At 72.1% G+C, this 26,313-nt stretch carries 20 protein-coding genes and 1 pseudogene; 13 read left to right on the top strand and 8 right to left on the bottom strand.

Annotated elements, in window-relative coordinates; genetic code table 11:
- The first annotated feature begins 68 nt into the window (after positions 1-68).
- A complete protein-coding gene (locus OHA65_RS33550; RefSeq protein WP_371645687.1) occupies positions 69-563 on the top strand; it encodes a pyridoxamine 5'-phosphate oxidase family protein in 495 nt (164 codons plus the stop codon).
- 14 nt (positions 564-577) lie between these two features.
- On the opposite strand, the gene OHA65_RS33555 is transcribed toward OHA65_RS33550, so the two are convergent.
- On the bottom strand, positions 578-2,266 hold the full coding sequence (locus OHA65_RS33555) for a GAF domain-containing sensor histidine kinase (RefSeq protein WP_327279885.1): 1,689 nt from the start codon (positions 2,264-2,266) through the stop codon (positions 578-580).
- A gap of 188 nt (positions 2,267-2,454) precedes the next feature.
- Here OHA65_RS33555 and ppk2 point away from each other — a divergent pair, with 188 nt between their 5' ends.
- From ppk2 to OHA65_RS33575, 4 genes are all read left to right on the top strand, one after another.
- The gene (ppk2, locus tag OHA65_RS33560; protein WP_327279886.1) at positions 2,455-3,249 is read left to right on the top strand and encodes a polyphosphate kinase 2; all 795 of its coding nucleotides are present in this window, start codon (positions 2,455-2,457) and stop codon (positions 3,247-3,249) included.
- A gap of 57 nt (positions 3,250-3,306) precedes the next feature.
- Positions 3,307-3,582 carry a SulP family inorganic anion transporter gene (locus OHA65_RS33565; RefSeq protein ID WP_327279887.1) on the top strand — a complete coding sequence of 92 codons (276 nt, stop codon included), beginning with the start codon at positions 3,307-3,309 and terminating at the stop codon, positions 3,580-3,582.
- 503 nt (positions 3,583-4,085) lie between these two features.
- Positions 4,086-4,625: a winged helix-turn-helix domain-containing protein gene (locus OHA65_RS33570; RefSeq protein ID WP_328764532.1), complete on the top strand. Its 540-nt coding sequence runs from the start codon at positions 4,086-4,088 to the stop codon at positions 4,623-4,625.
- Positions 4,622-5,908, top strand: a complete 1,287-nt coding sequence (locus OHA65_RS33575; protein ID WP_405763100.1) for an MFS transporter — start codon at positions 4,622-4,624, stop codon at positions 5,906-5,908. Before OHA65_RS33570 ends, OHA65_RS33575 begins: the two co-directional genes overlap by 4 nt.
- Before the next feature lie 148 nt (positions 5,909-6,056).
- Here the strand turns inward: OHA65_RS33575 and OHA65_RS33580 are convergent, their stop codons facing one another.
- Positions 6,057-6,200: a hypothetical protein gene (locus OHA65_RS33580; protein WP_405763498.1), complete on the bottom strand. Its 144-nt coding sequence runs from the start codon at positions 6,198-6,200 to the stop codon at positions 6,057-6,059.
- Here OHA65_RS33580 and OHA65_RS33585 point away from each other — a divergent pair.
- Positions 6,187-6,580: pseudogene (locus OHA65_RS33585) on the top strand (M24 family metallopeptidase); the annotation flags it as partial. The gene OHA65_RS33580 and the pseudogene OHA65_RS33585 overlap by 14 nt on opposite strands.
- Here OHA65_RS33585 and OHA65_RS33590 read toward each other — a convergent pair.
- On the bottom strand, positions 6,553-6,966 hold the full coding sequence (locus OHA65_RS33590; protein ID WP_405763102.1) for a MarR family winged helix-turn-helix transcriptional regulator: 414 nt from the start codon (positions 6,964-6,966) through the stop codon (positions 6,553-6,555). The pseudogene OHA65_RS33585 and the gene OHA65_RS33590 overlap by 28 nt on opposite strands.
- Positions 6,967-7,115: 149 nt before the next feature.
- Here OHA65_RS33590 and OHA65_RS33595 point away from each other — a divergent pair, with 149 nt between their 5' ends.
- The 6 genes from OHA65_RS33595 (at position 7,116) to OHA65_RS33620 (ending at position 18,335) form a co-directional block, all read left to right on the top strand.
- Entirely contained in the window at positions 7,116-7,574 is a 459-nt protein-coding gene (locus OHA65_RS33595; RefSeq protein ID WP_405763104.1) for a GNAT family N-acetyltransferase, read from the top strand.
- Positions 7,575-8,320: 746 nt separating this feature from the next.
- Entirely contained in the window at positions 8,321-10,234 is a 1,914-nt protein-coding gene (locus OHA65_RS33600; protein WP_405763106.1) for an ATP-binding protein, read from the top strand.
- 198 nt (positions 10,235-10,432) lie between these two features.
- The gene (locus OHA65_RS33605) at positions 10,433-11,602 is read left to right on the top strand and encodes an exonuclease SbcCD subunit D (RefSeq protein WP_328764535.1); all 1,170 of its coding nucleotides are present in this window, start codon (positions 10,433-10,435) and stop codon (positions 11,600-11,602) included.
- A gap of 71 nt (positions 11,603-11,673) precedes the next feature.
- A complete protein-coding gene (locus OHA65_RS33610; RefSeq protein WP_405763108.1) occupies positions 11,674-15,111 on the top strand; it encodes an AAA family ATPase in 3,438 nt (1,145 codons plus the stop codon).
- Positions 15,108-16,172, top strand: a complete 1,065-nt coding sequence (locus OHA65_RS33615) for a hypothetical protein (RefSeq protein ID WP_405763110.1) — start codon at positions 15,108-15,110, stop codon at positions 16,170-16,172. Before OHA65_RS33610 ends, OHA65_RS33615 begins: the two co-directional genes overlap by 4 nt.
- Positions 16,173-16,379: 207 nt before the next feature.
- Positions 16,380-18,335, top strand: coding sequence for a copper resistance CopC/CopD family protein (locus OHA65_RS33620; protein ID WP_405763112.1), 1,956 nt, complete (start codon positions 16,380-16,382; stop codon positions 18,333-18,335).
- 78 nt (positions 18,336-18,413) lie between these two features.
- Here the strand turns inward: OHA65_RS33620 and OHA65_RS33625 are convergent, their stop codons facing one another.
- From OHA65_RS33625 to OHA65_RS33645, 5 genes are all read right to left on the bottom strand, one after another.
- Complete coding sequence (locus OHA65_RS33625) at positions 18,414-19,142, bottom strand: DUF1775 domain-containing protein (RefSeq protein ID WP_328764538.1); 729 nt, start codon at positions 19,140-19,142, stop codon at positions 18,414-18,416.
- Between the two features lie 848 nt (positions 19,143-19,990).
- Complete coding sequence (locus OHA65_RS33630) at positions 19,991-21,265, bottom strand: MFS transporter (RefSeq protein WP_327279897.1); 1,275 nt, start codon at positions 21,263-21,265, stop codon at positions 19,991-19,993.
- Positions 21,262-22,386, bottom strand: a complete 1,125-nt coding sequence (locus OHA65_RS33635; RefSeq protein WP_327279898.1) for a PLP-dependent cysteine synthase family protein — start codon at positions 22,384-22,386, stop codon at positions 21,262-21,264. The genes OHA65_RS33630 and OHA65_RS33635 overlap by 4 nt, the downstream gene beginning before the upstream one ends.
- A 150-nt stretch (positions 22,387-22,536) precedes the next feature.
- Positions 22,537-22,947, bottom strand: coding sequence for a hypothetical protein (locus tag OHA65_RS33640; protein ID WP_327279899.1), 411 nt, complete (start codon positions 22,945-22,947; stop codon positions 22,537-22,539).
- Between the two features lie 214 nt (positions 22,948-23,161).
- Positions 23,162-24,577 carry a short-chain fatty acyl-CoA regulator family protein gene (locus tag OHA65_RS33645; RefSeq protein ID WP_327279900.1) on the bottom strand — a complete coding sequence of 472 codons (1,416 nt, stop codon included), beginning with the start codon at positions 24,575-24,577 and terminating at the stop codon, positions 23,162-23,164.
- Positions 24,578-24,955: 378 nt separating this feature from the next.
- Between OHA65_RS33645 and aceA the strand changes: the two genes are divergently transcribed.
- Positions 24,956-26,242 (top strand): isocitrate lyase, encoded by a 1,287-nt coding sequence (gene aceA / locus OHA65_RS33650; RefSeq protein WP_405763115.1) that lies wholly within the window; start codon positions 24,956-24,958, stop codon positions 26,240-26,242.
- Positions 26,243-26,313: the final 71 nt, after the last annotated feature.

Genomic DNA, 26,313 nt, shown 5'->3' on the forward strand with positions numbered 1-26,313 from the left:
TGGATCAAGAGGGAGGCTGGGAGATCGGAAGCCGTAAGGACCGAGTGGGCCGGACGAAGGTACGCATCATGGATCAGGAAGGCATACGGCGACCCGCCGGCCGCGCCGGCGGCACGACGGCCGCCCGGCACATGCGGGAACTGGGCAGGGCCGAGGCCCTGAGGCTCCTCGCCACGGTGTCGCTGGGACGCATCGTCTTCACGCAGCACGCGCTGCCTGCCGTTCGACCGGTGAACCACCTCGTCGACGGCGAGGACATCATCATCCGGATCCACGAAGGCGGGGCGCTGGCCTCCCTGGCGGCACCCGCCGACGTCCCCGGCGTGGTGGTGGCGTACGAAGCGGACGTCATCGATCCCGACACCCGTCTCGGCTGGAGCGTCGTCGTCACCGGCTACGCACGCCCGGTGGTCGATGCCGAGGACACCGACCGGTACGCCGACCTGCTGCGCCCGTGGGTCGAACAACCGATGACCAACGCCTTGCGGATCCGCCCGGATCTCGTCACGGGCTTCCGGCTGGAGGCCACACCGTCGCCGCCCGCCCCGGCGATCCACGGCTGACTCCGTACCGCCCCTCAGCTGCTGTGGGGAAGCGGCGCCCGCCACACGAGCCTGCTGCCGCCCGCCTCGGGAGTCTCGGTGGTGAAGGTGCCGCCCACGCCGCGTGCCCGCTCGTCGAGGTTGCGCAGACCGCTCCTGCGCCCCCGCGCGGGAATGCCCGTGCCATTGTCCGAGACGGTCAGTACGACCTCGCCCTGCCCGGCCTTGAGGGTCACCCCGACCTTGGTCGCCTGCGCGTGTCGGGCCGCGTTGCTGAGGAGCTCGCCCAGCACCGCCACCACGTGGTCGGCTATCTGCGGAGGTACGTCGGTGTCGAGGAGCCCCTCCATGCTCAGGCGCGGTGGATGGCCGAGCGAGGTGGCCGCGTCGCCGACGGCGCGGGAGGCGCGTGCCCGCAGCCCCGGTCCGCCCTCGCGGTCCTTGGTGCGGAGCCCGAAGATCGTCGATCGGATGATCTTGATGGTCTCGTCCAGGTCGTCGACCGCCCGGCCGACCCGCTCGGCGGCCCCTTCGTGCTCCACGAGCCGTGCGGCGCTCTGCAAGGTCATGCCGGTGGCGAAGAGCCGCTGGATGGCCAGGTCGTGCAGGTCACGGGCGATCCGGTCGCGCTCCTCCAGCAGTGCTATCTGCTCGGCGTCCCGACGCCGTTCCGCCAGCTCCAGAGCGATCGCCGCCTGACCCGCGAAGGCGACGAGCGGCTCCAGCTCACCCTCGCCGAACGCAGGCTCTCCTGCCGGTCGCGCGAGCAGCAGAACGCCCCGGCTCTCCCCGCCCGCAGTACCCAGCGGGACTGCCACGGCTGGTCCCAGCCCGTCCCACCGCTGCATCCGGGCCTCGGCCGCGTAGCGCTCGTCACCCGAGGCCCTCATCGCCGTCACGGGCTTGCCCGACCGGTGCGCGGCCCCGGAGAGCGTGCCCTCGAAGGGGACGACAAGGCCCTGCCACGTGGCCCCGGCCGCTCCGGCCGCGAACTCCACGACCAGGCCGTCGACACCGTCCACCGGAACGGCGATGTTCGCGAGCCGCGCCGCGGTGATCTCCTGGGCGCGGCGGGCGATGAGATCCAACACCGCCGGGCGCGAACTCCCGGACAGTAGGCTCTCGGTGATCTCCGCGTTCGCCCTGAGCCATCTCTGCTGGCGCTGCGCCCCCTCGTAGAGCCGCGCGTTGTCGATCGCCACGCCCGCCGCCACCGAGAGGGTGGAGATCACGGTCTCGTCCTCGGTGTCGAAGTCGACCCCGCCCCGCTTGTCAGTCAGATAGAGGTTCCCGAACACCTCGTCACGGACCCGGATCGGCACACCGAGGAAGGTGCGCATGGGCGGGTGATGGGCCGGAAACCCGTGGGAAGAGGAGTGTGCTCCGAGATCGCTGAGGCGCAGGGGCTCCGGGTGGTGGATGACCTCGCCGAGCAACCCGTGGCCGGCCGGCAGCGGACCGATGGCGGAGATCTCGTCATCGGTGAGCCCCACGGTCAGGAACTGCGCGAGCCTGCGCCCGTCGGGGCCGATCACACCCAGGGCGCCGTACTCGGCGTCCACCAGCAGCGCGGCGGCCTCCACGATGCGCCGGAGCACCTGGGCGAGATCCAGCTCCCGCCCCACCGACACGACGGCCTCCAGCAGGCTGTGCACCCGATCGCGGGTGCCGCGCACTTCGTCAATGCGCACCTGGAGCTCGTCCAGCAGTTCGTCGAGCCGCATCCTCGGCACCTGCGTCAACGGATCCCCCACACCCACGCGTTACTCCTCCGGCTGGCGCCCGATGGCCCGATGGCCCGACGTGCGGCCAGCGTATCGACACGCCGAGGCCCGATGGACATCGTTGCGTGCAGATGCCTGCCGTGACTGACTTGATCGATGCACCCGGCGACGATGGGAAGGGTACGGAAATGAGACTCGGCAAGGCGGTCTACGAGGCGGAACTGCTTCGACTCCAGACGGAGCTGATCAAGCTTCAGGAATGGGTGCGCGTGGAGGGCGCCCGGCTGGTCGTCGTCTTCGAGGGCCGCGACGCGGCGGGCAAAGGGGGCACGATCAAGCGTGTCGCCGAACACCTCAACCCCCGTGTGGCCCGCATCGCGGCCCTACCGAAGCCGACGGAGCGGGAGCGCACCCAGTGGTACTTCCAGCGCTACGTGGAGCACCTGCCGGCTGCCGGCGAGATCGTGCTCTTCGACCGCAGCTGGTACAACCGCGCCGGCGTGGAACACGTCATGGGCTTCTGCACTCCCGCGGAGCACCAGCGCTTCCTGCGTCAGTGCCCGCTCTTCGAGCGCATGCTGGTGGAGGACGGGATCCTGCTCCGCAAGTACTGGTTCTCCGTCAGCGACGCGGCCCAGGAGGAGCGGTTCCGTCGTCGCGCGGAGGATCCGCTGCGGCGCTGGAAGCTCTCCCCGATGGACCTGGAGTCCCTCACGCGCTGGGAGGCGTACTCGCGGGCCAAGGACGAGATGCTCGTCCACACGGACACGGCGGACGCCCCGTGGTACGTGGTCGAGAGCGACGACAAGCGCAACGCGAGACTCAACACGATCGCCCACCTGCTCTCCTCGGTCCCCTACGAGGACGTGGCCCTGCCGCCGCTCGTCCTGCCGTCCCGGCCCCCGTCGACGGGCTACGAGCGGCCGCCCAAGGAGCTCCAGACCGTCGTGCCCGATCACGCGGCCACACTCGGGAAGGAGTGAGCCGCAGCAGGCCCCATCGCGGTGTCGTCCGATGGACCCGTCAGCGAGGAGCGCACGATGTCCGCACGTGGAAGGTCGGCCCTGCTGTCTCCCGGTCTCCGGATACCACTCGCCGGTGGCGACCCGGGCCGGCACGCGGTGCTCGCGGCGGCTCGGGCGCTGGCTGTCGGCCTGGTGACGTTCGGTGCGTGGGCCGTGCGCCTCGGGTTCCTCGCGGACCTGCTCCCACGGTCCGTGCGCGTCGGCTACTTCGCCGGTCTCGCCACGATCGGAAGGGTGGCTCCCCCGGTGACACCGACGTGCTGCCGGCGGCCTACGAAAGCCGCTCCGTAGGGGTTCTGCACCCAATCCTGGACGTAGGCCGTCGCCGGGTCGAGGACGCGGGCGTCGGGGCCGTGGAGTTAGCGCAGTTGGCGCTGGGCCTCGTCGACCAGCGTTCCCGGAGCCGCCGCGTCCGTCGGCCGTGGCGGTCGGGTCGCCGCAGCCGGGCAAGGCGGTTCGGGCCCCGGTTCGCTCGCCCTCGACGCCCCAGTAGTAGACCTGGCGCAGCGGCAGGTCGGTCACCGAGCGGCCAGCCCGCAGACCCAGATCCTCCCACCACGGCCGGTCGTAGCCGAGGAAGAGCTTGGAGGTAGGAGTTCCTCACGGAACGCAGCCATCAGGCGGGAACGCGACGCCAACAGCTTTTGTAGGCCTGTGAGTTCGGCGATCCGTGCTCCCCCCGCCTTGCCTTCAGCTCCGGGAGGGGCGCGTCGAGCTGCCGCTGGACGGCCGGTTCCGAAAGTCTGAACGAAAACCCCTTGCCCAATGGTCAAGAAACGTTGACCATTGGCGACATGCCTACCGACGATCTTCCCGAGACGTTTCACGTCACCACGGACGAGCAGCTACGCGCCGTCTCCAATCTCACGCGTCACCGGATCATGGCCGTGCTCCGCTTCGAGCCCGCGACGATCACTCAGATCGCCGAGCGAGTGGGCCTTGCGAAGGGGAGTTCCAGCTACCACGTACGACTGCTCGAACGTGCCGGCCTGGTGAAGGTGGTACGAACGCGGAAGGTCCGGGGAGTCACCGAGCGGTACTACGCAATGGCCGCACGGGCGATCGTGCTGCCGGATCCGGGCGAGGGAGGGCCGGACGTGCTGATGCGGCATGCGGTGGCGGACCTGGAGGCAGCGCCGGCGGCGGGCGAGCGGCACGTCCGGATGGCCCATCTGCGGCTCACCGAGGAGCAGTTCGCGGAGCTGGGGGCGCGGCTGGAGGCACTGGCGGACGAGTACCGGGAGCTGTCAGATCCGTCGCTCCCGGACGCGTCACTCGTCTTCGCACTGTTCCACCCGGCACCGCGCCGGCAGACCGAAGGGGACGCCAAGTGACCTCAGGCATAAGGAAGTTGCCCACCGGGTTCGGACGGCTGTGGACTGCGCAGACGGTGTCCTCGCTCGGTGACGGGGTGTCGCATGCCGCGCTGCCGCTGCTCGCGTTGACGTTGACGCGGGATCCGATGGCACTCGCCGTCGTCACGGCCGCCGGAACGCTGCCGTGGCTGCTCTTCGGGGTGCTCGGCGGTGCGCTGGTAGACCGCTGGGACCGTCGGCGCACGATGTGGGTCACGGACGCGGCGCGTGCGGTGCTGCTCGCCATACCGGCGGCAGCGGCCGCGCTCGACGTGCTGAGCATTCCACTGCTCGCGGCCGTCGCCTTCCTTCTCGGCCTCGGCGGGCTCTTCTTCGACACGGCCGCCACGGCCTATCTGCCGGATCTGCTCGGCCGCGACCCCGCGCTCCTGGAGCGCGCCAACTCCCGCATGCGCGGCACCCAGACCGCCGCGTCCGGCTTCGCGGGGCCGCCCGCGGGTAGTGCCCTGCTCGCGCTCGGGCGGGCGTTTCCGCTGCTCGCCGATGCGGTGTCGTTCGCGCTCTCCGCACTGCTCGTACGGTCGCTGCCTGCCGCACCCCGGCCCGCACCGCAGGCCCGCGAGTCGCTGCTGCGGCAGGCGCGGGCCGGCGCCTCGTACGTGTTCCGGGATCAGCTGCTGCTCGGGCTCGCGCTGCGTCCGGCGGTCGGGAACATCGCCTTCCTCGCCGTGGAAACCGTACTCGCCCTCTTCGCGCACGATCGTCTCGGCATCGACACCTTCGGCTTCGGCCTGCTCCTCACTGCGGAGGCCACCGGCGGCCTGCTCGGCGCGGGCATCGCCTCTTCCCTCGGCCGACGACTCGGCACCGGCACCGCACTGACCTGCACGGCCGCCGTCGAGGGACTCGCCGTCCTGGGCCTTGCCGCCGCCCCGAACCCGTACGTCGCCGGCCTCGCGCTCGCCGTCTGCGGAGCGGGCATGGGCGCCACGATGGTGCTCGGCCCCTCCCTCCGACAGGCGATCGTCCCCGCCCACCTGATGGGCCGGGTCGCCTCCACCTCCCGCATGCTCGCCATGTGCGCCGCCCCGTTCGGCGCCTTCCTCGGCGGCTGGCTGGCCACCACCTACGACGTACGCACCCCGCTCTACACCGCCGCCGGCCTCCTCCTCGCGATGACCGCCGTCACGGCGACCATGACCAGCAACCGCCGGGTCGAGGCGGCGCTGCGTGCCGCCGCTCCGGCCGATGATCCAGATCACCCGGAATCCTTGGATCCCGTTCACGAGCGTGCCCATTAGGGCTCCGCGAGATCGTTGGGCCAGTGCCGAGCCCAGCTCGGCGTTCCTCGCCTCGGCGCCGTGGCGTCGGGCGCCCGGCCTCCACGGGATGCAACGAGCGGCCCAGCGGGCCGAACTACTCACACCCGTGAACCGACCGCGGCAGGCATCACACCAGATCGAGGAGCGCCTTGTGCGAGGCCCCGAAGCCCGCGTGTTCGTCAATCAGGTGGATCTCCAGGAGCCAGTGCGCTTTCCATCCGGTCGCGGTCGTACGGAGCAGCGGCAGGTCGTCGTTAGACTTCGGCCGCACCTTCGTCTTCGGCGAGGCCCCGGCCAAGCACCAGGCTGCGCGAAGACCTCGTCAAGGTCTTCGACGCGGGCCGCAGCGTCTTGCGTGCCGACCCGCAGATCACCGGGCGACGGCTGTACGCGGAAGTCGAACGGCTCGCCGCCGAGTCCGGCTGGACCCTGGGCGGGTGGCACGCGGGCCATCTGGTGGGGGAATTCCCGCACGAGACGATCGACGGCGCCGCACCCGGGTCCACGTCACCCTGGACAACGCCACTCCGATGCGATGCGATGCGATGCGCCGCCCGGGCGGGCCGCTGCCACTGGATCCTTGAGGTCCACCTCGTCGACGAGCAGCACGGCTTCGGCGGCTTCTACGGACAACTCCTCGACCTGGCGTGACCGCCTTGGGGACGCTCGTCCCCCGTCAGCTCCGCCTCGATCGCTCGCGCAAGCCAGTCCGCCCTGCGCCCCCGCTCCTCTTCCAGCAGTGCCTGCCCCGCAGAGGAGAGTTCGACCAGGCTCTTGCGGCCGTCGGTCGGATGCGCCCGGCGCGTGATCAGCCCCTGCTCCATGAGGAGCCCGACGGCTCGGGCCACGGACTGCGGGCGGACGCGCTGTTCGGCCGCCGGTTCGCTGGGCGTCATCGCACCGGCGCGGTCCAGCGCACCGAGGACGGACGCCTGACCGAGCGGCATCTGGTCCTCCAGCTTCACGCGCCGCGTGAGCTTTCCCAGCGCCGTGCGCAGTTCGGCCGCGACGGCGGCGGACGCAGGCGCGGAGAGCACTGCGCCGTTAGGGCCCGTCGCGGAAATTGCTGGGCACGGGCATGGGGCTGTGCTTCCATGCCGCAGTGAAGAGCGAGAGCACGGCCGGCGCGGACCTCCCCCCGAGTGTTCGACAACGGACTGATCGAGACCCCGGTGACTGTGTGCGGGTGCTGGCGGAGGTCCACGAACACGACGGCTATCCGGTGAACTGGCCCGACGATCCGGGCACATGGCTCACGCCTCCCTCGCTCATCGCCTCGTGGGTGGCGCAGCTGGACGGCCGCATCGTCGGCCACGTCGGCTTGTCGTGGAGCAGCGCGGGAGACGCGGCACCCGGCCTGTGGAGTGCGCACGCAGGGGTGAGTCGCAACGCGACCGCCGTGGTCAACCGACTGTTCGTCGCTCCGTCGGCCCGAGGTCGCGGGATCGGTGCGCTGCTGATGGCGCGGGCGGTCGCAGAAGCGCGGCACCACGGCTTGCATCCGGTGCTCGACGTGGTGGCTTCCGACACGGCGGCGTCGGCCCTGTACGAGCGGCTCGGCTGGCAGCTGTTGGCCACGGTCGAGCAGCAGTGGAGCCCGGAGCAGAAGGTGACCGTCCGGTGTTATGCAGCGGCGGTCACCTGACGGCGGCGCCCCGGGTCACAGCCACGGCCGCCCGCCACTCGATCCCCGCCCCAGCCGGATGCGGCTCCGGCACCGGTGCACAGGGCGACGCCGTTCGGCTGACAAGGCTGGGTGGCGGATCGTGGAATCCGCATGTGGGGTCGGATGAATATACGTAGGATGCGTCGAGCCGCATGAGGGTGGGGTACTTGAGGCGGTCATCACCCCGTGTCGCCTGCCGGCGCACGGGACTGCCGGAACGAGGGGGGCGCGGAGCGTGCGTCTACAGGTCGGCTTCGGCCCGCTGACTGGTGTTGTCATCGGTGACCACGACGGGTGCCGGGCCGCTACCGGCTGCCGGCGGGGCCATCCAACCTTTTCCTCCGGTGCGGACGGGCACTCCACACCACCTGCGTCACCTCTCGCCACCCGTAGACGCCGCACCACCGCCTGACGATCTCGGGCGCCCGGCCATCGGCCGCGCACCGGCGCGGCGGGTACCCCGGTAGCGGAGCAGTCCTGACCGACGCTGCTCCGGCCCACCGGGCCCGCCCCGTCCCGGCCGGAGCGCCCCGCCTCACGACCACGTCGGCAGCGCGACCACTGCGACCCGGCACCCGCCGGGCCCCCGGGTCCTCCAGGGCCGCAGGTCCCCGACGTCGTCAGGTCCTCGGCGCCCCGTGTCCGTTCACCGGCCGCCGGCCGTGGGAGGCCGGGCGCCACCGCGATGCACCTCCGAAACCGCGCCACACAGGGAGAGCCCGCCGATGACCGACACCGACTCCGGGGTCTCCCACGTCGCCACGACCCCGGCCGGCCATCTCGCCGCAACCACAGCGGGGCACCACCCAGGCAGAGTTGAGCGGCAGGTCGGGAAGGTGGCGGGCACCGAGGACTGCACACCCCTGAAGTTCCACGTCGCCGTGTCACCCGACGCCTACCTCCAACTCGACGACGTGGTCAGCACCCGTCGCCAGGTCCCCGGGCGCGGAACCGTCACGACCTCCGGTGTGGTCACCGAGGTCGTCGCTCGACACGAGGGTGCCGCGTTCGACTCGGACGTGTTCCTCATTGCCGACGGGATCCTGCCGGCACGCGTGCAGGAGATCGCCGAGGTCGCCACGACGCGCGTCGACCCCGAGTGCTACGTGCCGCCCCGTCCCGGTGAAGTGGCCATCCGGGCCACGGGAGCGGACCGGGACGCCGCGCTCTACTTCGACCGGATGGCGAAGCGAATCCCCGTCGGCATCGGCCGCGACGGCGAACCGATCTACGTCAACGTCGAGTTCCTCGACGGTACCCGCGGCGCCCACGTGTCCATCTCGGGCATCTCGGGGGTGGCGACCAAGACCAGCTTCGCGCTGTTCCTCCTCCACTCCCTCTTCACCTCCGGCGCGTTGGGCGGCCGAGCCGTCAACGCCAAGGCTCTGATCTTCTCCGTCAAGGGCGAGGACCTACTGTTCGTCGATCAACCCAACGCCCGCCTCGACGAGCCGTTACGCGCCGCCTATGGTCGACTCGGCCTGCCCGCCCGACCTTTCGTCTCCGTCGGCTTCTACGCCCCGCCGCTCCCCGGCGACACCACGGGCCGCCCCCACGTCACGGGACGGACCAGCGGCGTCACCGCGTTCTGGTGGACCCTCGCGGAGTTCTGCGAACGCGAGTTGCTCCCGTACGTGTTCACCGACGTCGCGGACGAGAAGAACCAGTACACGATGGTCGTTCACCAGGTCACAGGTCGGCTGCGCCGCGAAGCCAGACCTGCCGGGAACGACGGCGCGGTCGTCGTCGACGGCACCGTCCTACGGACCTGGGAGGAGACGATCGATTTCATCTCCGGGCGGGTGACCGACGAAGCCACCCGTCCGCTCTGGGCGGGACCGGCTGTGGGAACCGGCACCGTGAACGCGTTCGTCCGGCGGCTGAGGTCCTCTCAACGGCCACTCACGCCCCTGCTGAGGGGGGACCTGAGCACGGTCACCGACCGGCCGGTCGACCACGGCGTCGACACGTCGCGCCACCAGGTCACCGTTGTTGACCTGCACAACCTGCCCGAGCGGGCTCAGCGCTTCGTCGTCGGCGTCGTCCTCGCAGCGGAGACCGAACGCAAGGAACAGGCGGGGCCGGGTGGCCTCCTCTTCACGATGATCGACGAGCTCAACAAGTACGCGCCCCGCGACGGCTCCTCTCCGATCAAGGACGTGCTGCTCGACATCGCCGAGCGGGGTCGTTCGCTCGGCATCATCCTCATCGGAGCCCAGCAGACCGCCTCCGAGGTCGAACGGCGCATCGTGTCGAACTCCTCGATCAAGATCGTCGGACGGCTGGACCCTGCGGAGGCCAACCGCCCCGAGTACGGGTTCCTCCCCAAGGGCCAGCGCCAGCGCGCCACGCTTGCGAGGCCCGGAACCATGTTCGTCTCCCAGCCGGAGATTCCGGTGCCACTGGCCGTCGAGTTCCCCTTTCCTGCCTGGGCCACACGGCTCTCCGAGGTCAGTGAACCCGCCTTCAGCGAACCCGCCTCCGCCGATCCCGCCTCCGCCGACGACTCGGCTCCTCCCGCAGGGACCGCCGCCGGGGAGGTACGGCCGGGCCCGTTCGACAAGTTGCCGGCGGTCGACGACGACCGCTGGCTCGACGACTTCGACGACGGCGCCGTCGCTGAGCCCCCACCCTTCTGACGCTCGTCATCCACGGCGCGCCGCAACCTGACGTGGCGGCCGTGGATCTCGGTGGTGAAGGCCATGGCCGGCAGGCAGGGCTGATGATCCGCTCCGACGCCCGCGTCACCGGACACCCCGCGCTTTCGCTCCGACCCGTCTCGCTCATCGCCCCACAGCCGCCCCGGCCCGCCTCGTCCCTCCGGAAGGACCGTCCTGGTGAAGTTCCTCCACACCTCAGACTGGCACGTCGGTAAGATCCTCAAGGGCCGCAACCGGCTCGACGAACAGGCCGCCGTACTGCGCGAGATAACCCAGATCGCGCTCGGCAACGAGGTCGATGCCGTGTTCATCGCCGGCGACGTCTACGAGCACTCCGCGCCGAGTGCCGATGCCCAGAAGCTCGTCGTGCGCACCCTGATGCAACTGGCCCGGCGGAACGTCGAGGTGGTCGTCATCGCCGGCAACCACGACCACGGAGCCACGTTCGAGGCGTACAAACCGCTGATGGGCGTCGCCGGCATCCACGTCTACGGTCAGGCCAGGCCGGCGGACAAGGGCGGTGTCCTCACCTTTCGTGCCAAGTCCACGAACGAACCCGTCAACGTCGCGGTTCTGCCCTTCCTCTCCCGCCGCTACGCCGTCCGCGCTGCCGAGATCATCGCGAACACCCCCTCACAGAACGTCGGTGCCTACGACCAGCTGGTGCGCGACGTCCTGGGCGGCCTGACCGCCGCGTTCACCCCGGACGCCGTGAACATCGTCATGGCGCACCTCACCTGCACCGGCGGGGCCTTCGGGGGCGGCGAACGCGAAGCCCAATCGATCATGGAGTACCACGTTCCCGCCGCGATCTTCCCGACCGAGGCCCACTACGTGGCCCTGGGCCACCTCCACCGCCGACAGCGGATCCCGGCGCCCTGCCCGGTGCACTACAGCGGATCCCCGTACCCGGTCGACTTCGGCGAGCAGGACAACACGCACGTCGTCTGCCTCGTCGAAGCGGCCCCCGGCACTCCGGCGCAGGTCACCGACGTCCCGGTCACCGCCGGCCGCCGACTGCGCACCGTCGAGGGAACCGTCGCCGAGCTCATCGCCGACCGAGCCACCTACGGCGAGGACTACCTCCGACTCGTCGTCACCCAGCCCGCGTACGCCGGCCTCCGCGACGACCTGACCGAAGCGCTTCCCAACGCCCTGGAGATCCGCATCCACCCCGAACACACGAGTGCCGGGGCCAAGGCGGGCACAGCAGTCGACCGGCAGGCCAGGACGCCCGCGCAACTGTTCACCGACTACTGCCACAGCGTCGGCATCAGCGACGACCGGGTCGTGGGCCTGTTCAACGAACTGCACGACGACCTCACCCGCTCGACCGCCCGCCCCTGACCGGCTTCCCCCACCCCCGGTCTCCGGCATCCCAGGTCCCTTCACACACCCGGTAAGGAACAACACCGCAGATGCGCCCCGTTCGCCTGGAGCTCAACGGCTTTGCCGGTTTCCGTGTCGCCACCGTGGTCGACTTCACCGACGCCGACTACTTCGCCCTTGTCGGCTCGACCGGGTCGGGGAAGTCCACCATCCTCGACGCGTTGACTTTCGCGCTGTACGGCACGGCCTACCGGTGGGGACGGAGCAACGCCATCTCCTACGCGCTCGCCCCCACCAGCAACCGCTGCACCGTCTCGCTCACCTTCGACGTTGCGTCCCAGCGCTACCAGGTGGCCCGCGAGGTCCGCCGGATCGGGGGGCAGGTCCAGCAGAAGGCCGTCAGCCTGGTCAGGTTCGCCGACCCCACCGCGGGCGCCGTCCACCCGAACGGGCCGCAACCCGAGGTCTTGGCCGGCGAGATCAAGGAACTCAACGCCGCCGTCGAACAGCTTCTCGGACTGTCCTTCGACGACTTCTGCCAATGCGTCGTCCTGCCCCAGGGCGACTTCGCCCGGTTCCTGTCGGCGAACACCGCCGACAGGCAGCGGATCCTGCTGAAACTCCTGGGCGCCGCCCACTACGAGGGCATCGGCAAGCGTGCCGGCGTCCAGCGGGACGCGGCGGCCAAAGAGGTCGAGGTCCTCACCGAGCAGCTCGGCCGCTACGCAGGCGCCACTCCCGAAGCGGAGGCCGAGGCGCGGGCGCGGGTCTCGGCACTGGAACTGCTGGCCACCAGCGTCGACGCACTCGTGCCCGGGGTCGACGAGGCGCATGCCCGTGCCGCCGAAGCCGCCGCCCGTGCGCAGGCGCTGGGCGGCCAGGCCGACCTGCTCGCCTCCATCAGCGCCCCCCACGGCGTCGAAGAGCTCCAGCGCGCCGCCGACGACGCGCAGCGCGCCGTCGAGAAGGCGCGCGATGCCGAGGCCGAAGCCGGCCGTGCCCTCGCAGACGCCCACGCGGCCGGCCGGGCCGCCCCGGAGCGCGCCGCCATCGAGCACACCCGTGACCTCCACCTGGAAAGGGCGGACCTCGCCGCGCGCCGCGAGCGGGTGTTCGCGGCTGCGGACCGCGCCGACTGGGAACTGGCGAGGCACCAGGAGCAGTTGCACGTCCGCGCAGCCGCAGTCGACGCCGCCCGTGCGGACGTGGCGGAGGCCCGCGCCCGCCTCGACCGCGCCCACCAGGCGCACGACGAGGTCCGGCGCCGCCGGGACCGGCTGGCCCGCGTCCGTACCCCGGAGGGGCTGTCCGTCCTGGCCGATCGGGTGGCGGAGCTCGCCCGGCAGGCCGACGACGCGGAACGGCGTCTCACCGAAGCCAGCGACCGGCACGAGCGGGCGGCCACCGCGCTCGCCGCCGACGGTGATGGAAGCCGCCTCACCGAAGCCCGGGGGGCGCTCGACCAGCTCGACGAGGTCACCACGGACCTCGCCGCGGCCACCAGCGAACTGGGCGACGCCATCGAGGCAGCCGCGCGGACGGACGCCGCGGTATCCGATGCACAGTTCCTCCTCGACGCCCGTACGGGCGCCTTGGAGGAGGCACGTACGCTCGCGGGTGCCGGTCGGCTGCGTCCGGTGCTCCGGGCCGGCCACGCCTGCCCGGTCTGCGAGCAGACCGTCACCGCCGTCCCGCCGCCGCTGCCCGACCCGGCGCTCGACGCGGCCGAGGCCGGTGCGGCCGGCGCGACCCGCGAACACCGTGAGGCGCTCTCCCGGCACCAGGAAGCGATGGCCACGGTCACCGGCCGGCAGCGCACCGTCGACGCCCTCACCGTGCGGCGCACCATGATCGAGCAGCAGGTGGCCGCCCTGCTACCGGAGCTTCCCGAAGGAGCCGCGGGCGAAGCCGAAGCCTTCCCCGGCGCCGTCCGAGGCTCCGGTCCGGACCGCGGATCCGGACCTGAGCGTGCTCGGCTCGACGGACTCGTCGCGGCCCGCAACCGGCTCGTCGCCACCGAGGAGCAGACCCGCGCCGCGGCCGGGGAGGCCAGGACCGTGCACGGGACCATGCTGACCGCCGCCGGTGCGCTCCGACGGAAGCTCGACCGGGCCCGCACCGTGCTCGACACGCAGCTGGGCGCCTTGACCGACCTCGAACCGCCCACCGCGGACGCGGCCGACCCCGAGGGTTCCGAGGACCTCGGGGTTCCCGGCGACCTGACGGCGGCCTGGGCCCGGCTGGACGCCTGGGCCCGAGCCGGCACCGCCGAGGCGGAGGCCGACCTGACCGTTGCCGCCACCGCGGTCGCCACCGCCGATGAGGCCCACCAGGATGCCGTCGCCGCTCTGGAAACGGCCGACCGGGAGCACGAGGAAGGGCGGGTCGCGCACACCCGGACCGTGCGGGACGCCACGGCCGCCGAAGCCGGCCGGACCGCCCTCACCGCCCGGCTGCGCGAGCTCGACGCGCTGCTGTCCGCAGCGCCGTCGGCGGAGGCCGTCCCCGGCCTGCTCGCCGAACGCACCCGCCTCGACGACGCCGTGACGGCTGCCGCGGTCCGGGCCGACCGAACCCGCGAGGCACTGGGGGAAGCCCTGGCCGAGCAGCAGCGGACCCTGGCCGGAACCGATGCCGCCCGCTCCGAACTGACGGCCGCTCGGGACACCGTGGCGGCCCTCGCCCCGCCCCGCCCCGACACCGCCGACCTCGCCGCCGCCTGGGCCGACCTCGTGGACTGGGCCGCACGCGAAGCCGCCGGCCGCCGGGCAGAAGCCCTGGGGAGGCGTGCCGAAGCCCGCGCCGCGACCGACGACGCCGACGAACTCCTGGACCGGCTGGACGCACAGCTGAGTGACCACGGCCTGGACCCCGGCCACCTGGGTGAGGGGCCGGGGCGCGCCGCACACGCACCCAGGGTGGTCGCGATCGCCCTCGAACGGGCTCGCGCCGAGGCGGAGCGGATCGTACGCGACCTCGCCGAAGCCGCATCGGTACGGGAGAGGGCGGACACGGCCCGCACCCGGCAGCAGGTGGCCACCGAACTGGCCCGGCTGATGCGATCCGAGCGGTTCCCGCGATGGCTCGCCGAGTCCGCCCTCGACACCCTGGTCGAGGGCGCCTCGGAGTCGCTGCGCCAGCTCTCGGGGGCCCGCTTCGACCTGAGCCACCGCAAGGGGGAGTTCTACGTCGTCGACCACGCCGACGCCGATACGGAGCGCTCGGTCCGCACCCTCTCCGGCGGGGAGACGTTCCAGGCCAGCCTCGCCCTGGCGCTGGCCCTGTCCGAACAGCTGGCCGGGCTCGGCAGCGCGACGAAACTGGAGTCCATCTTCCTCGATGAGGGATTCGGGACGCTCGACCCCGAATCCCTCGACACGGTCGCCGACACGCTGGAGACCCTCGCCCAGGGCGACCGGATGGTCGGACTGATCACCCACGTCCCCGGGCTCGCCGAACGCGTACCGGTTCGCTTCCGGGTGCGCCGCGATGCCCACAGCTCCGTCGTCACCCGGGAGGGCGCGTGACGAACACCGCGCACGCGGCCCCGATGCGGTTCCACGTCGACGGCTGGGACCCCACCTACGGCTCCAGCGTCGAGAACGCAGAAGCCGTGGGCAACGCCGTGGCTGGCTCCACTGCGAGGATCGTCCTCGACGTCGAAAGAGCCCCCGCCGACTGGAAGCCGATCTCGCCCTCGTACGGTCCCGCCCCCGGCGCCGTCCTGTTCGTCGACGGAGTGCGCCGCGTCGAGGCCCGTGTCTGGATCGAACAACTCCCGCCTGCCGACCGGCCCCCACCAGCCGCCGACGACTCCCGCTACTCCGCCGCCGGCGCCGCCGACGCCACGATGGCCCTGTGCGCCTCGTACGCCGCCGGCACCGTGTGCTGCTGTCCCGGCCACGGCGCGCACCTGCTGACGGTCGAGTCCCGGCGCGGCCTGTTCACCACCGCCCCCCATGCCGTCGACGTACCCACCACGGCCGGTACCTACCGGGCCCACGTCACCGCCGACGACCTGGAGGAGAACCTGGCCGTGCTGCTCTCCTCGGCGCTCCAGGGCAGCCTGCACGACCTGGAGGTCCTCGTGGCTGCCAACGCCCGCACCGCCCTCTCGGGTCACGGCGTGGCCGACGGCTCGGACCTGCTGATCGTCGACGGCCCGCTGCGCGGCCGCACCCACCTGCCGCGTGCCCTGGGCTTCATCAAGTCCCACCGCACCGCCTACCTGCCGCCGGACCTCCACGCGATGGTCGCCCACCTCGCGCCCGGTGAACGTACCCCCGTGTTCCTCATGGGTAGCTCCTGGGACCGCCACGCCTGGTACCTGCGCCTGCCGTGCACGCCCGGCCCCCCGTGGGCCGGGGTGGTCCGCCTGGAATGCGCCGCCAATGTTCCTCGCGATGAGGCGGTGGCTCTGGCCGACCTTTCACAACGCGTTCTGCCGCGGTACGCCGGCTGCGAGTACAAGGACCCGCGGGCCCCGCAGAACCTCGTCCCGGTCGCCGGTCTGGAACGGGAGTTGCGCCGCCGCCTGGGCGACTCGTCGCTCCTGGCCAGGGCCCTGCGTACGGCAGCGGCTGCCTGACCGCAGCCGCCCCCTTCTACAGGGAGGGCGTCCGATGACGGGCCTGTCGGGCGGCTTTTTGGCGGAAGTTGCGTAAGCCGCTCCCGGGCCGGGGCGGCGGGGCTACCGTCCAGGTCTCGGCAGGTCGCGGCACTGCCCGTGTCCGTCCTGCCGTCGCGGGGGAGTCGTGCCGCCGCTGACGACCGTCGCCTCGGAGGCTGCCTGCCCATGCACACCGGATCGCCTCCCGTCAGGATCCCACTGACCGTTCTGGCGCTGCTCGCCGTCGCGTTCGCCCTGATGATCGGCGGGGCGGGATCGGCATTCGCGCATGCCGGCCTCACTGGCTCCGACCCCGCCGACGGCGCCGTCCTCCCCGTGGCGCCCCAGCAGGTCACGCTCACCTTCACCGAGTCCGTCAGCCTCTCCGAGGACTCGCTGCGGGTGCTGTCGCCGGCCAACGAGCGGGTGAACCCCCGCCCGGCGCAGCATGCGGAAGGCAAGGACGACACCGGTCGGGTGCAGTTGGCCGACGATCTGGCGCAGGGCACCTACACCGTGGCCTGGCGGGTCGTCTCCGCAGATGGCCACCCGATCTCCGGTGCGTTCACCTTCTCCATAGGCAAGCCTTCCGAAACCGCCGCTGCGGTGCCGACCGGCTCGGCGGACGACACGGCGGTCGGCCGCTTGTACGGCTCCTTCCGCTACGTCGCCTACAGCGGGCTCGCCCTCCTCGTCGGCGCAGGCGCGTTCGTCCTGGTGTGCTGGCCCGCCGCGGGCGCGGTCCGTCCGGTGCGCGGGCTGCTGATCGCGGGATGGGTGACGCTGGCGGTGTCCACCGCAGCGCTGTTGGTGCTGCGCGGGCCGTACGAGACGGCCGGCCGGCTGACATCGGTGTTCGACCCGTCGCAGCTGGGCCGGACCGTCACCGGGAGGCCCGGGGGCGCGCTGGTCGCCCGGCTCGTACTGCTCGCGGCACCCCCGCTGTTGCTGAGGTGGCCGGCCGTACGGGCCGGAGTGCGAGCCGGAGTGCGGGGCGACGGGACACAGTCGAGCGGTCCCGGTCACGGCTCCCGTGTCCGGCTGGCGGGGGCGGTGTTCGCCCTGGGCCTGGCGTTCACGTGGGCCGCTGCGGAGCACGCCTCCGCCGGGATCCAGGTTCCGCTGGCCATCCCCGTCGCGGTGCTGCACCTGCTGTCCATGGGGGTCTGGCTGGGCGGCCTGATCACGCTGGCCGTCATCCTCCGGCGCCGGGGGCCGGACGGTGGCGCGGTCCCGGCGTCCGCGATCGGCCGCTTCTCGACGCTGGCCTTCACCGCCGTCGCCGTTCTGGTCGGAACCGGGGTCTACCAGTCCTGGCGGCAGGTCGGCTCCTGGGCAGCGATGACCACCACGCCGTACGGCAGGACGCTCACGTGGAAGATCGCCGTCGTGGTCCTCGTACTGGGGGCGGCATCGTTCTCCCGCCGGTGGACCGCCCGCCTCGTGTACGGGGCGCAGCCGACCGCGCAGACGCCGACGGTGCCCGAGCCCGAGCGGGTGCGGGTCGTGCAGTTGGTCGGCGCGCCCGCGTCCCCGGCGGTGACGGACCTCGGCGGCACCTCCGATGCGCAGGCCGGGGGCGGGTCGGGTGACGACACCGGGCCGCCCGTCCCCGAGGCCGACGGGTACCGGCGCAGCCTGCGCCGCACGGTGGTCGTCGAAGCCGCCCTCGGCGCCGTGGTCCTGGCGATCACGACCTTGCTCACCGGCACCCAGCCCAGCCGAGCCGCGGCCGCCACCGCCTCGGCGGCCACGGCGCAGGAGCCGCAGGTGAAGGTGGTCACCGTCCCCTTCGACATGGGGACGGCCAACCACCAGGGCACGGTGCAGATCACGCTGGCGCCCGGACGCGTCGGCGAGAACTCGGTCGAAGCCGTGGTGTACACCGCGGACGGCGGCCTCGCCACCGTTCCCGAACTCCGCCTGAGCCTCACCCAGGGCGAGCTGGGAATCGGGCCGATCGACGCCAAGCTCAAGAACCAGCAGGGGTACTGGGCCGCGTACGACCTGCGGCTGCCCATGCCGGGTGAGTGGACCATGAACATCACGGTGCGCACCACGGACATCGACCAGGTCACCGTGCGCGGGAGCGTCCGCATCGCGGCCTCGGCGCCGACCACCGCTACGCGGTCCACCCCTTAGTTTCGAAGCGGCCGCACATCGGCCGGACCGGGGGCCGGTGCACGGCTCGTGCCGTGCACCGGCCCCAGGCTGCTCCCGTCAGGCCCGGCTGCGGCTGCGGCGCAGCCACCAGAAGGTGCCGGCAGCAGCCAGCAGGACGATGGCCGCGACCACGCCGAGGACGGCTCCGGCGTTGCCGCCCGCCGCCTTCGCACTCGTCGTCCCGGTGCTCGCGGCCGCTGCGGGAGCGGAAGGCGCCGCCGCGGAGGGCTGGACGGACGGGGCGGTGCTCGGGGAAGGGGACGGGCCCGGCGCGATCGGCTTGGCCCCGGGAGCCGCCGCCTCCAGCTTGAGCACGGGGGCCGGGTTGTCGACCTTCTCCCCGCCCGTGGGCACTTCGATCCAGCGGGAGGTCTTTCCGTCACCGTAGGTTTCAAGGGTCTTGAACGCCAGGGACTTCTCGTCGGGCAGCTGGCGCACCGTGATGCTGTACTCGGCATCGGTTCCGGTGGCCAGAGCGGCGCCGCCGATGGCGTACCCGTCCGGGGTGGCCGTCAGCTTCCATTCCTTGGGGGCCTCCTTCAGCGTGACGGCGTCCGGGGCGATGCCCTTGGGGAGGACGACCCGCAGCTCCGAGATCCCAGCGGTGTCCGACTCCGCCTCAGAGGTGAAGGAGAGCGTGACGTTCTCGGCGAGGGCGCGCGGTTCGGAGGCGGTGACCTCGGCGTGTGCGGCGGCCGGCCCGGCCGCCACGCCGAGGAGCACCAGGGCGCCGACGGCCGCGAGGCCCAACCTACGGGGACGGGGACGGGTGTGTGTCGTGTTCACGATGGAAGAAACCCTCTCGGTACGAGGGGCGGGCTTCACCGTGCTGGTGCACTGCCCGCCGGGATCAGGGGAACGTCTCCTGCACACCCGGCAGGAGGACCCCGGCGCACCACCGCGTGACAGAGCCTCGTCGTCGCCGGTCGTACGGCCCGACCGTCGTGCCGTACGGGCCCGGTCCGCGGACGGGGCCCGAACCATGGGCGGCGGAGGGCGCCGAGAGCAGCGGCGGCAGCCGCGGCAGCCCTCTGGGCCCACCGGCCCACCGTCTGCGGCAGGCGGCTGAGGACCTGGTCCGCGCGGTACATGAGCAGAGCCATCGCACATGCGGCCACGCAATGGGCCGCGGTCATCGGCCACACGCCGTGGTGTGCGGCGCGCACGATCTGCGGCACGAAGCGGTGCGTCCCGCCCTGCATCCCGCCGTGCGCCTCGGTGCAGCAGGGGAAGGCCGGCTGCCGCACGGACAGAGCCCGGTGCAGGCCGAGTTGGGCGGCGCAGGTGGCCATGACCACCTGCCACCAAGGCCGGGACGCCCGAGTCACCAACCACGACAGGGCGAAGGTGACCGCCGCGCCGCCCAACGCCGCCCCGCCCAGGGCCGGCTGCCGGGGAGCCGCGTCCCCCGCAGCCAGATGATGGGCCACGACGGCCAAGACCGAGCTGAGCAGTGTGAACGCGGCAGCCCGCAGCAACCGTCCGCTCCGCCACTCGGGTTGCGGACACGAGGGCATCCCTGCACGGCCTCCGGTCATGTCGCGCCATCATCCACCGGCCCCGCCGCCGCCAGGCCCCGACTGTCAATTGAGGAGCAGTTTTTCCCCGCTCCCCGAACGAGCTCGTGCCGCCGGCTAGGCGCCGGCCGGAACGGGGTCCGGCTGCGAGAGCCGGCCGGTGCGGGTGAGGAGCACCAGGGCCGCGGTGCATACGGCTCCGACCAGGGACATGACGAGCCAGGTGAGAGCCGGGTACCCGGCGGATCGGGCCGCGCCGAGGAGGGCTCCGGTCGCAAGGTTCCCGACGGTGATCCCGATTCCGCACACGGTGTTGTACAGACCGTAGTGGGTGGCCACCCAGCGGCCGCCCGCCAGGGCGACGATGGTGTCCATCTCGAACGGGTACAGCACCGCCGTGGCGACCGCGAGGAGACCCGCGCACGCCAGGAGGGGAAGGAGTGCGGCGGCCGCGGACCAGCCGGTCCGAGCCTGCGGGGCCGCCGAGCTCAACAGGGGCGGGAAGAAGGCCACGCCCATGAGGGCCGTGCCCGCGCTCAGGGACCGCGCGGGGCTCCAGCTGCGTTTGCACCAGGCGGTGACGCGCAGTTGCCCCACGAGCGCGACGAAGCCGGAGACGACGAAGAGGGCGCTGGTCGCCGCCGTGGCGAAGGCGCCCTCGCCGGTGAGGCGTTCGACCTCCAGGGGCAGCGCCAGGTAGATCTGGAAGGACAGGACGTACGAGCCGCTCATCGTCGTGGCGAACAGCCAGAACGTCCGGTTGCGCAGGACGGTGCCGGCTTGTTCGCGCAGGGCGGGCCGGTCCTCGCGCGCGGCGGTGGTGTTCCGGGGCAGGCGGCGCAGCTGCAACAGCGTGAGCGCGGCGAAGACCGCCGAGGCGACCGCGCAGGTGAGGGGGAAGGACACCGCGGTCAGGGCGAGTCCGACGAGCGGGCCGAGCAGGATGCCGCTCTGGTAGAAGACGTTGAACAGCGCGAAGGCGTCCACTCGGCGCTCGCCCGCCTCGGCGGCCACGTAGGCGCGGACGGCCGGATTGAACAGGGCGCCGGCCAGCCCCGTGGCCGCGGACGCGGCGACCAGGGCCGGCAGGCCGTCGGCGAAGGCGAGGGCCGCGAAGCCGACGGTGCGCAGTGTGCAGCCGGCGACGATCAGCGGCTTGAAGCCGAGGCGGTCGGCGAGCATTCCGCCGACGAGGAACATGCCTTGCTGGGAGAGGTTGCGCACGCCCAGGACCAGCCCGACCGCCCAAGTGGCGAGCGCGAGCCCGCCGGAGAGGTGGGCGGCCAGGTACGGCATGAGCATGTAGAAGCCGAGGTTGATCGTCAGCTGGTTGACGAGCAGCAGCTGCACGGTGGCGTCGAAGGAGCGGTACTGCTTCCAGGTCTGCTTCACCGGGCCGCTCCGGTCCGGGACGCGGCGGGGGCGGGCACCGGGTCGACGACGTTCGCGCAGCGTGTCCACCGGGTGATCTCGCGGGACGCGGATGACTCGACGGTCTCGGGTTCCGACGGCGGGGTGGTGTCCAGGAGCTGGTTGGCGCGGCAGTAGTCGTCATTGAAGACGGTGTCGAAGTAGCGGTGGGGTCCGTCGGGGAACACGGCCGCGATGCGGGTGGCTTCGGGCTGGGTGCGGGCGAGCCAACCGGCGACGAGGGCGACGGCGCCGACGCTCCAGCCTCCGGTGGCGAACTGCCGCCCCGCGAGGCGGCGGGCGGCCCATACGGCTTCGGCGGGGGCGACCCAGTGGACTTCGGTGAAGGCGGGATAATCCACGTTCCGGGGGTAGATGGAGGAGCCCAGGCCGCGCATCAGGCGGGGCCGGGCGGGCTGGCCGAAGATGGTCGAGCCGATCGCGTCGACGCCGACGAGACGCAGCGCGGGGTTGGAGGCGCGCAGTCCGCGGGCGATGCCGGCGGAGTGGCCGCCCGTACCGACCGCGCACACCAGGACGTCCACCGTGCCCAGTTGGCCGGTCAGCTCGTCGGCCAGGGGCCGGTAGGCGGCCACGTTGTCGGGATTGTGGTACTGGTCGGGACACCAGGCGCCCGGGTACCGGGCGAGGAGTTCCGCCACCTTGCCGCGCCGGGCTTCCTGCCAGCCTCCGTCGGGGTGCGGCCGGTCGACGACGTGGAGCCGGGCGCCGTGCGCGGTGAGCATCCGCTCCATGATCGGCTCCATGCCGGGGTCGGTGACCAGGTGTACGGGGTGCCCGCGGAGCACTCCGGCCAGAGCCAGGCCGAGGCCGAGCGTGCCGGAGGTGGACTCGATGACGGGGGCGCCGGGGCGCAGGGCCCCGCGCTCGCGCGCCTTGTCGACCATGTAGAGGGCCGCGCGGTCCTTGATGCCGCCGGGGTTGAAGCCTTCGAGTTTGGCCCAGAAGCCGCGCGGTGAGGGCGCGAACGGTTCGTCGATGAAGAGGACGGGGGTGTTGCCGACGGCTTGGAGCACACTGCGCGGGGCGGGGGCCGCCGACGGGGACGTGGACGGGGACGCGGGCAGGGAGAGTTCGGTCATGGTGGGTCGCCCTTCGTGCGGCACGGCGCGGCCGGGCTCCGCCGGCGCCGGTCGGGGCGGGCGGGTGTCGGGCCGTGCGGGGGTGAGAGGTCGCGCAGGGACACCCCGGGGCGCGGCGTTACGACGACCGCGTGGAGCGTCCGGGCCTGCTCAGGTCCTACTGACGCACGCCTTGCACAGCAGATCGCGGCCGGAGCCCGAGGAAGAGCGGGGTGGCGCAGCGGCCGCAGCGCGGCTCGGACGTGACGCACCGGCCTGGACGGGGTTCAATCGCAGGACGGACGCCCCGTCGGCTTCACCGCGCTCCGGCAGCTGCACCGCCGTGTGCTCGTCGGCGTGAACGCAAGGGTGGTTCCCCCCGGGGCAGCCACCGGCGAGTTCCGGATGCGCGGCGGTGGCCTGCGAGGCCGCTGCGGCGGGGACCGGTGCCCGGTGGTGACCGCCGCTGTCGCACACGCCGAAGAACAGCGCGACCAGGGCGGCCGTCACGAAGACGGCCAGCCAGCCGCCATGTCGGCGGCGGTGACGGGACCACAGCGAATTGCACACAGTGACCGTCACGCTATCTTTCGTGTTCGACGGCTGCTCGTGTACCGCGCTCCGTGACGGGGTGCGTTTCGGCCCGGGCCGTGGTGCCCGCTCCCGGGCCGCGGTGCCCGTTTCCCGTGCCACTGCGGGATCGAGCGCACGAGCGCGGCCGTGAAACCGTGGTCGCCGGCAGGGGCGCAGGTTCACCGCTGCGGGTGATTCCATGCCTCCGGATTGCCGTTCGGCGTCATGAGGGGGCTGGGGCGGAAGTACTGGTGACGGGGTACGGGACGAAGGTGCTGCTGTTCTCGTCGACGGCCAGGGTCCGGCCGAGCGGCGGGACGGCCCGTTGGGGGCAGTCGACGCGTTCACAGAGCCGGCAGCCCATGCCGATGGGGGTGGCGGCCGCCGTGTTGTCGAGGTCGAGGCCGTCGGCGTACACGAGGCGGGAGGCGTGCCGGATCTCGCAGCCGAGCCCGATCGCGAAGGTCTTGCCGGGCTCTCCCCAACCGCCGCGGTGGCGGGTGACGGCGCGGGCGGTCCAGAGGTGGCGCTGCCCGTCGGGCATGGCGGCGACCTGGACGTGGATGCGGCCCGGGGCCGCGAAGGCCTCGTAGACGTTCCACAGGGGGCAGGTGCCGCCGGCGCGGGAGAAGTGGAACCCGGTGGCGGACTGTCGCTTGGACATGTTCCCGGCCCGGTCGACGCGCACGAAGGAGAACGGCACCCCGCGCAGCCTGGGGCGTTGCAGGGTGCTGAGGCGATGGCAGACGGTCTCGTAGCCGAGGCCGAAGTGGTCGGTGAGCCGTTCGATGTCGTACCGGAACTCCTCCGCCGCGGTGTGGAACGCCGTGTACGGCAGGATCAGCGAGGCCGCGAAGTAGTTGGCGATGCCGATGCGGGCCAAGGCGTGGGCGGGGGAGCCGGGTGGGAAGTCCTCTGCGGCGAGCCGGTCGAGTTCGTCCCCGTACTCGATCAGGGCGAGCTGGGTGGCCATCCGGAAGGCCTGCTGTCCCGGGCGGAGCCGGTTCGACAGGTGCAGTACCCGGGCGGCGGCGTCGTAGTGGTGAAGCCGGTCGCAGTCCGGGGAGGTGCGGATCCCGTGCCGGTCGGCGAGTCGGCGCGTCAGGGCGCGGATGACGTCGCCGGGGTGGATGCCGATCTCGCGGGCCAGGTCCTCGGCGGCGAGATCGGTGTCGTGGAGGTAGTTCTGGCGGCGGTAGAAGAACTCGCGGATCTCCTCGTGGGGTGAGCGCGGTGCATCGGCCACCGAATCCCGGCCGTCGGCGGCGTCGGCGAGCCGCTCGGCCAGCAGTTGGCTCCGCCGGCCCAGGTCCAGGAGGACCGAGGCGACCGCCGGCATGCGAGAAGCCAACTCGGCGAGGTCGGAGGCCGATACCCGGGCCTCGGCGACCTCCCCGGCCAGCGCCTCGCGCAGGTCCGCGACCAGGCGGCTGGTGTCGCGCTCCGAGAAGAAGCCGGGGTCCACCCCGAAGGCCTCGGTCAGCCGCAGCAGCACCGGCACGGTCAGCGGGCGCGAGTCGTGCTCCATCTGGTTCAGGTAGCTCGGGGAGATGCCCAGCACCCTGGCGAGATCGACCTGGGTCATACGGCGCTCCTCGCGCAGCCTGCGCAGCCGCGCGCCCGCGTACGTCTTGCTCACCGGACTCCTCCACCGTCGGACGGGCTCCGTCAGCATAGGTGCAACTCGCCCACCCGCAGTCTTCGCAACCTTGGCAATTCCGGCCTCGAAGATTCGCAAACCTTGGCAGGTGTACCTCCTTGCTGGCACCAAGTGCCAGTGCCAGAGTCGGTCCTGCGGCCAGCCGGAACCGGTAGCCGGGAAACGCACAAGACCCCGATTCACGCCCTGATTTCGGGGATCCGGTCAGCTCGACCCGGTACATCGACAGCATTGCTCAGCTCCGGCCCATGGGCGGGTTCGGCGGCCGCACCTCCTACTCAGGCACACAGTGCCAATGCTCGGGTTCTTCGGCAGGGGCATTGGCAGGACAAGCGACGGACGGAAACGGTGACGGTCATGGCAGAGGCGAACACGACGGCGGCGGCCGAGCAGCTGGGGCAGCGGTGGGCCGACGACCCCCGCTGGGCGGGCATCGAGCGGACCTACTCGGCCGAGGACGTGGTGCGGCTCTCGGGCAGCGTCCGCGAGGAGTACACCCTGGCCCGGCGCGGCGCCGAGCGGCTGTGGCGACAGCTCCACGAGCTGGACTACGTCCACGCGCTCGGCGCGCTCACCGGCGGGCAGGCCGTCCAGCAGGTCCGCGCCGGACTCCAGGCGATCTACCTGTCCGGCTGGCAGGTCGCCGCCGACGCCAACCAGGCCGGGCACACCTACCCCGACCAGAGCCTCTACCCCGTCAACTCCGTTCCCCAGGTGGTCCGTCGGATCAACAACGCGCTGCTGCGCGCCGACCAGATCGCCACCGCCGAGGGCAGCAGCGACACGACGGACTGGCTGGCGCCGATCGTCGCCGACGCCGAGGCCGGTTTCGGCGGACCGCTGAACGCGTTCGAGCTGACCAAGGCCATGATCGAGGCGGGCGCAGCCGGCATCCACTACGAGGACCAGCTCGCCTCCGAGAAGAAGTGCGGCCACCTCGGCGGCAAGGTCCTCGTTCCGACCTCCCAGCACATCCGCACCCTCAACGCGGCCCGCCTCGCGGCCGACATCGCCGACACTCCCACCCTGATCATCGCCCGCACCGACGCCCTGGCCGCCACACTGCTCACCAGTGATGTCGACGAGCGCGACGCGGAGTTCTGCACCGGGGAGCGCACCGCGGAGGGCTTCTACCGCGTCCGGGGCGGCATGGCCCCGGTCATCGCCCGCGGTCTGGCGTACGCCCCGTACGCCGACCTCATCTGGGTCGAAACGGGCACCCCGGACCTGGAGCAGGCCCGCGAGTTCGCCGAAGCCGTCCACGCCCGGTACCCGGACCAGATGCTGGCCTACAACTGCTCACCCTCCTTCAACTGGAAGGCGGCCCTGGACGACGACCAGATCGCGAAGTTCCAGCGGGAGCTGGGCGCCATGGGCTACCGGTTCCAGTTCATCACCCTGGCCGGCTTCCACTCCCTCAACCACGGCATGTTCGACCTGGCGCGCGGCTACGCCGAGCACGGCATGACCGCGTACGTGGACCTCCAGGAGCGCGAATTCGCCGCCCAGGGCCAGGGTTTCACCGCGGTCAGGCACCAGCGCGAGGTCGGTACGGGTTACTTCGACATGGTCTCCACCGCCGTCAACCCGGCCTCCTCCACGACCGCGCTCGCCGGGTCCACCGAGGAAGAGCAGTTCCACTAGGGAGCCCGTAGCCCGTAGCCCGTAGCCCACGACCCGCCGCCGGCCTCTGGCGGCGCCCGGGGCCCCTTCCC

It is taken from the genome of Streptomyces sp. NBC_00045, from assembly GCF_045041095.1.
GTDB lineage: Bacteria > Actinomycetota > Actinomycetes > Streptomycetales > Streptomycetaceae > Streptomyces.

What these genes read in the sequence shown, in the direction of transcription:
- OHA65_RS33610 (WP_405763108.1), top strand. Translation starts at nt 11,674, where the DNA reads ATGCGCCCCGTTCGCCTGGAGCTCAACGGCTTTGCCGGTTTCCGTGTC.
- ppk2 (WP_327279886.1), top strand. Translation starts at nt 2,455, where the DNA reads ATGAGACTCGGCAAGGCGGTCTACGAGGCGGAACTGCTTCGACTCCAG.
- OHA65_RS33600 (WP_405763106.1), top strand. Translation starts at nt 8,321, where the DNA reads ATGACCGACACCGACTCCGGGGTCTCCCACGTCGCCACGACCCCGGCC.
- aceA (WP_405763115.1), top strand. Translation starts at nt 24,956, where the DNA reads ATGGCAGAGGCGAACACGACGGCGGCGGCCGAGCAGCTGGGGCAGCGG.
- OHA65_RS33550 (WP_371645687.1), top strand. Translation starts at nt 69, where the DNA reads ATGGATCAGGAAGGCATACGGCGACCCGCCGGCCGCGCCGGCGGCACG.
- OHA65_RS33565 (WP_327279887.1), top strand. Translation starts at nt 3,307, where the DNA reads ATGTCCGCACGTGGAAGGTCGGCCCTGCTGTCTCCCGGTCTCCGGATA.
- OHA65_RS33635 (WP_327279898.1), bottom strand. Translation starts at nt 22,386, where the DNA reads ATGACCGAACTCTCCCTGCCCGCGTCCCCGTCCACGTCCCCGTCGGCG.
- OHA65_RS33555 (WP_327279885.1), bottom strand. Translation starts at nt 2,266, where the DNA reads ATGCGGCTCGACGAACTGCTGGACGAGCTCCAGGTGCGCATTGACGAA.
- OHA65_RS33620 (WP_405763112.1), top strand. Translation starts at nt 16,380, where the DNA reads ATGCACACCGGATCGCCTCCCGTCAGGATCCCACTGACCGTTCTGGCG.
- OHA65_RS33570 (WP_328764532.1), top strand. Translation starts at nt 4,086, where the DNA reads ATGCCTACCGACGATCTTCCCGAGACGTTTCACGTCACCACGGACGAG.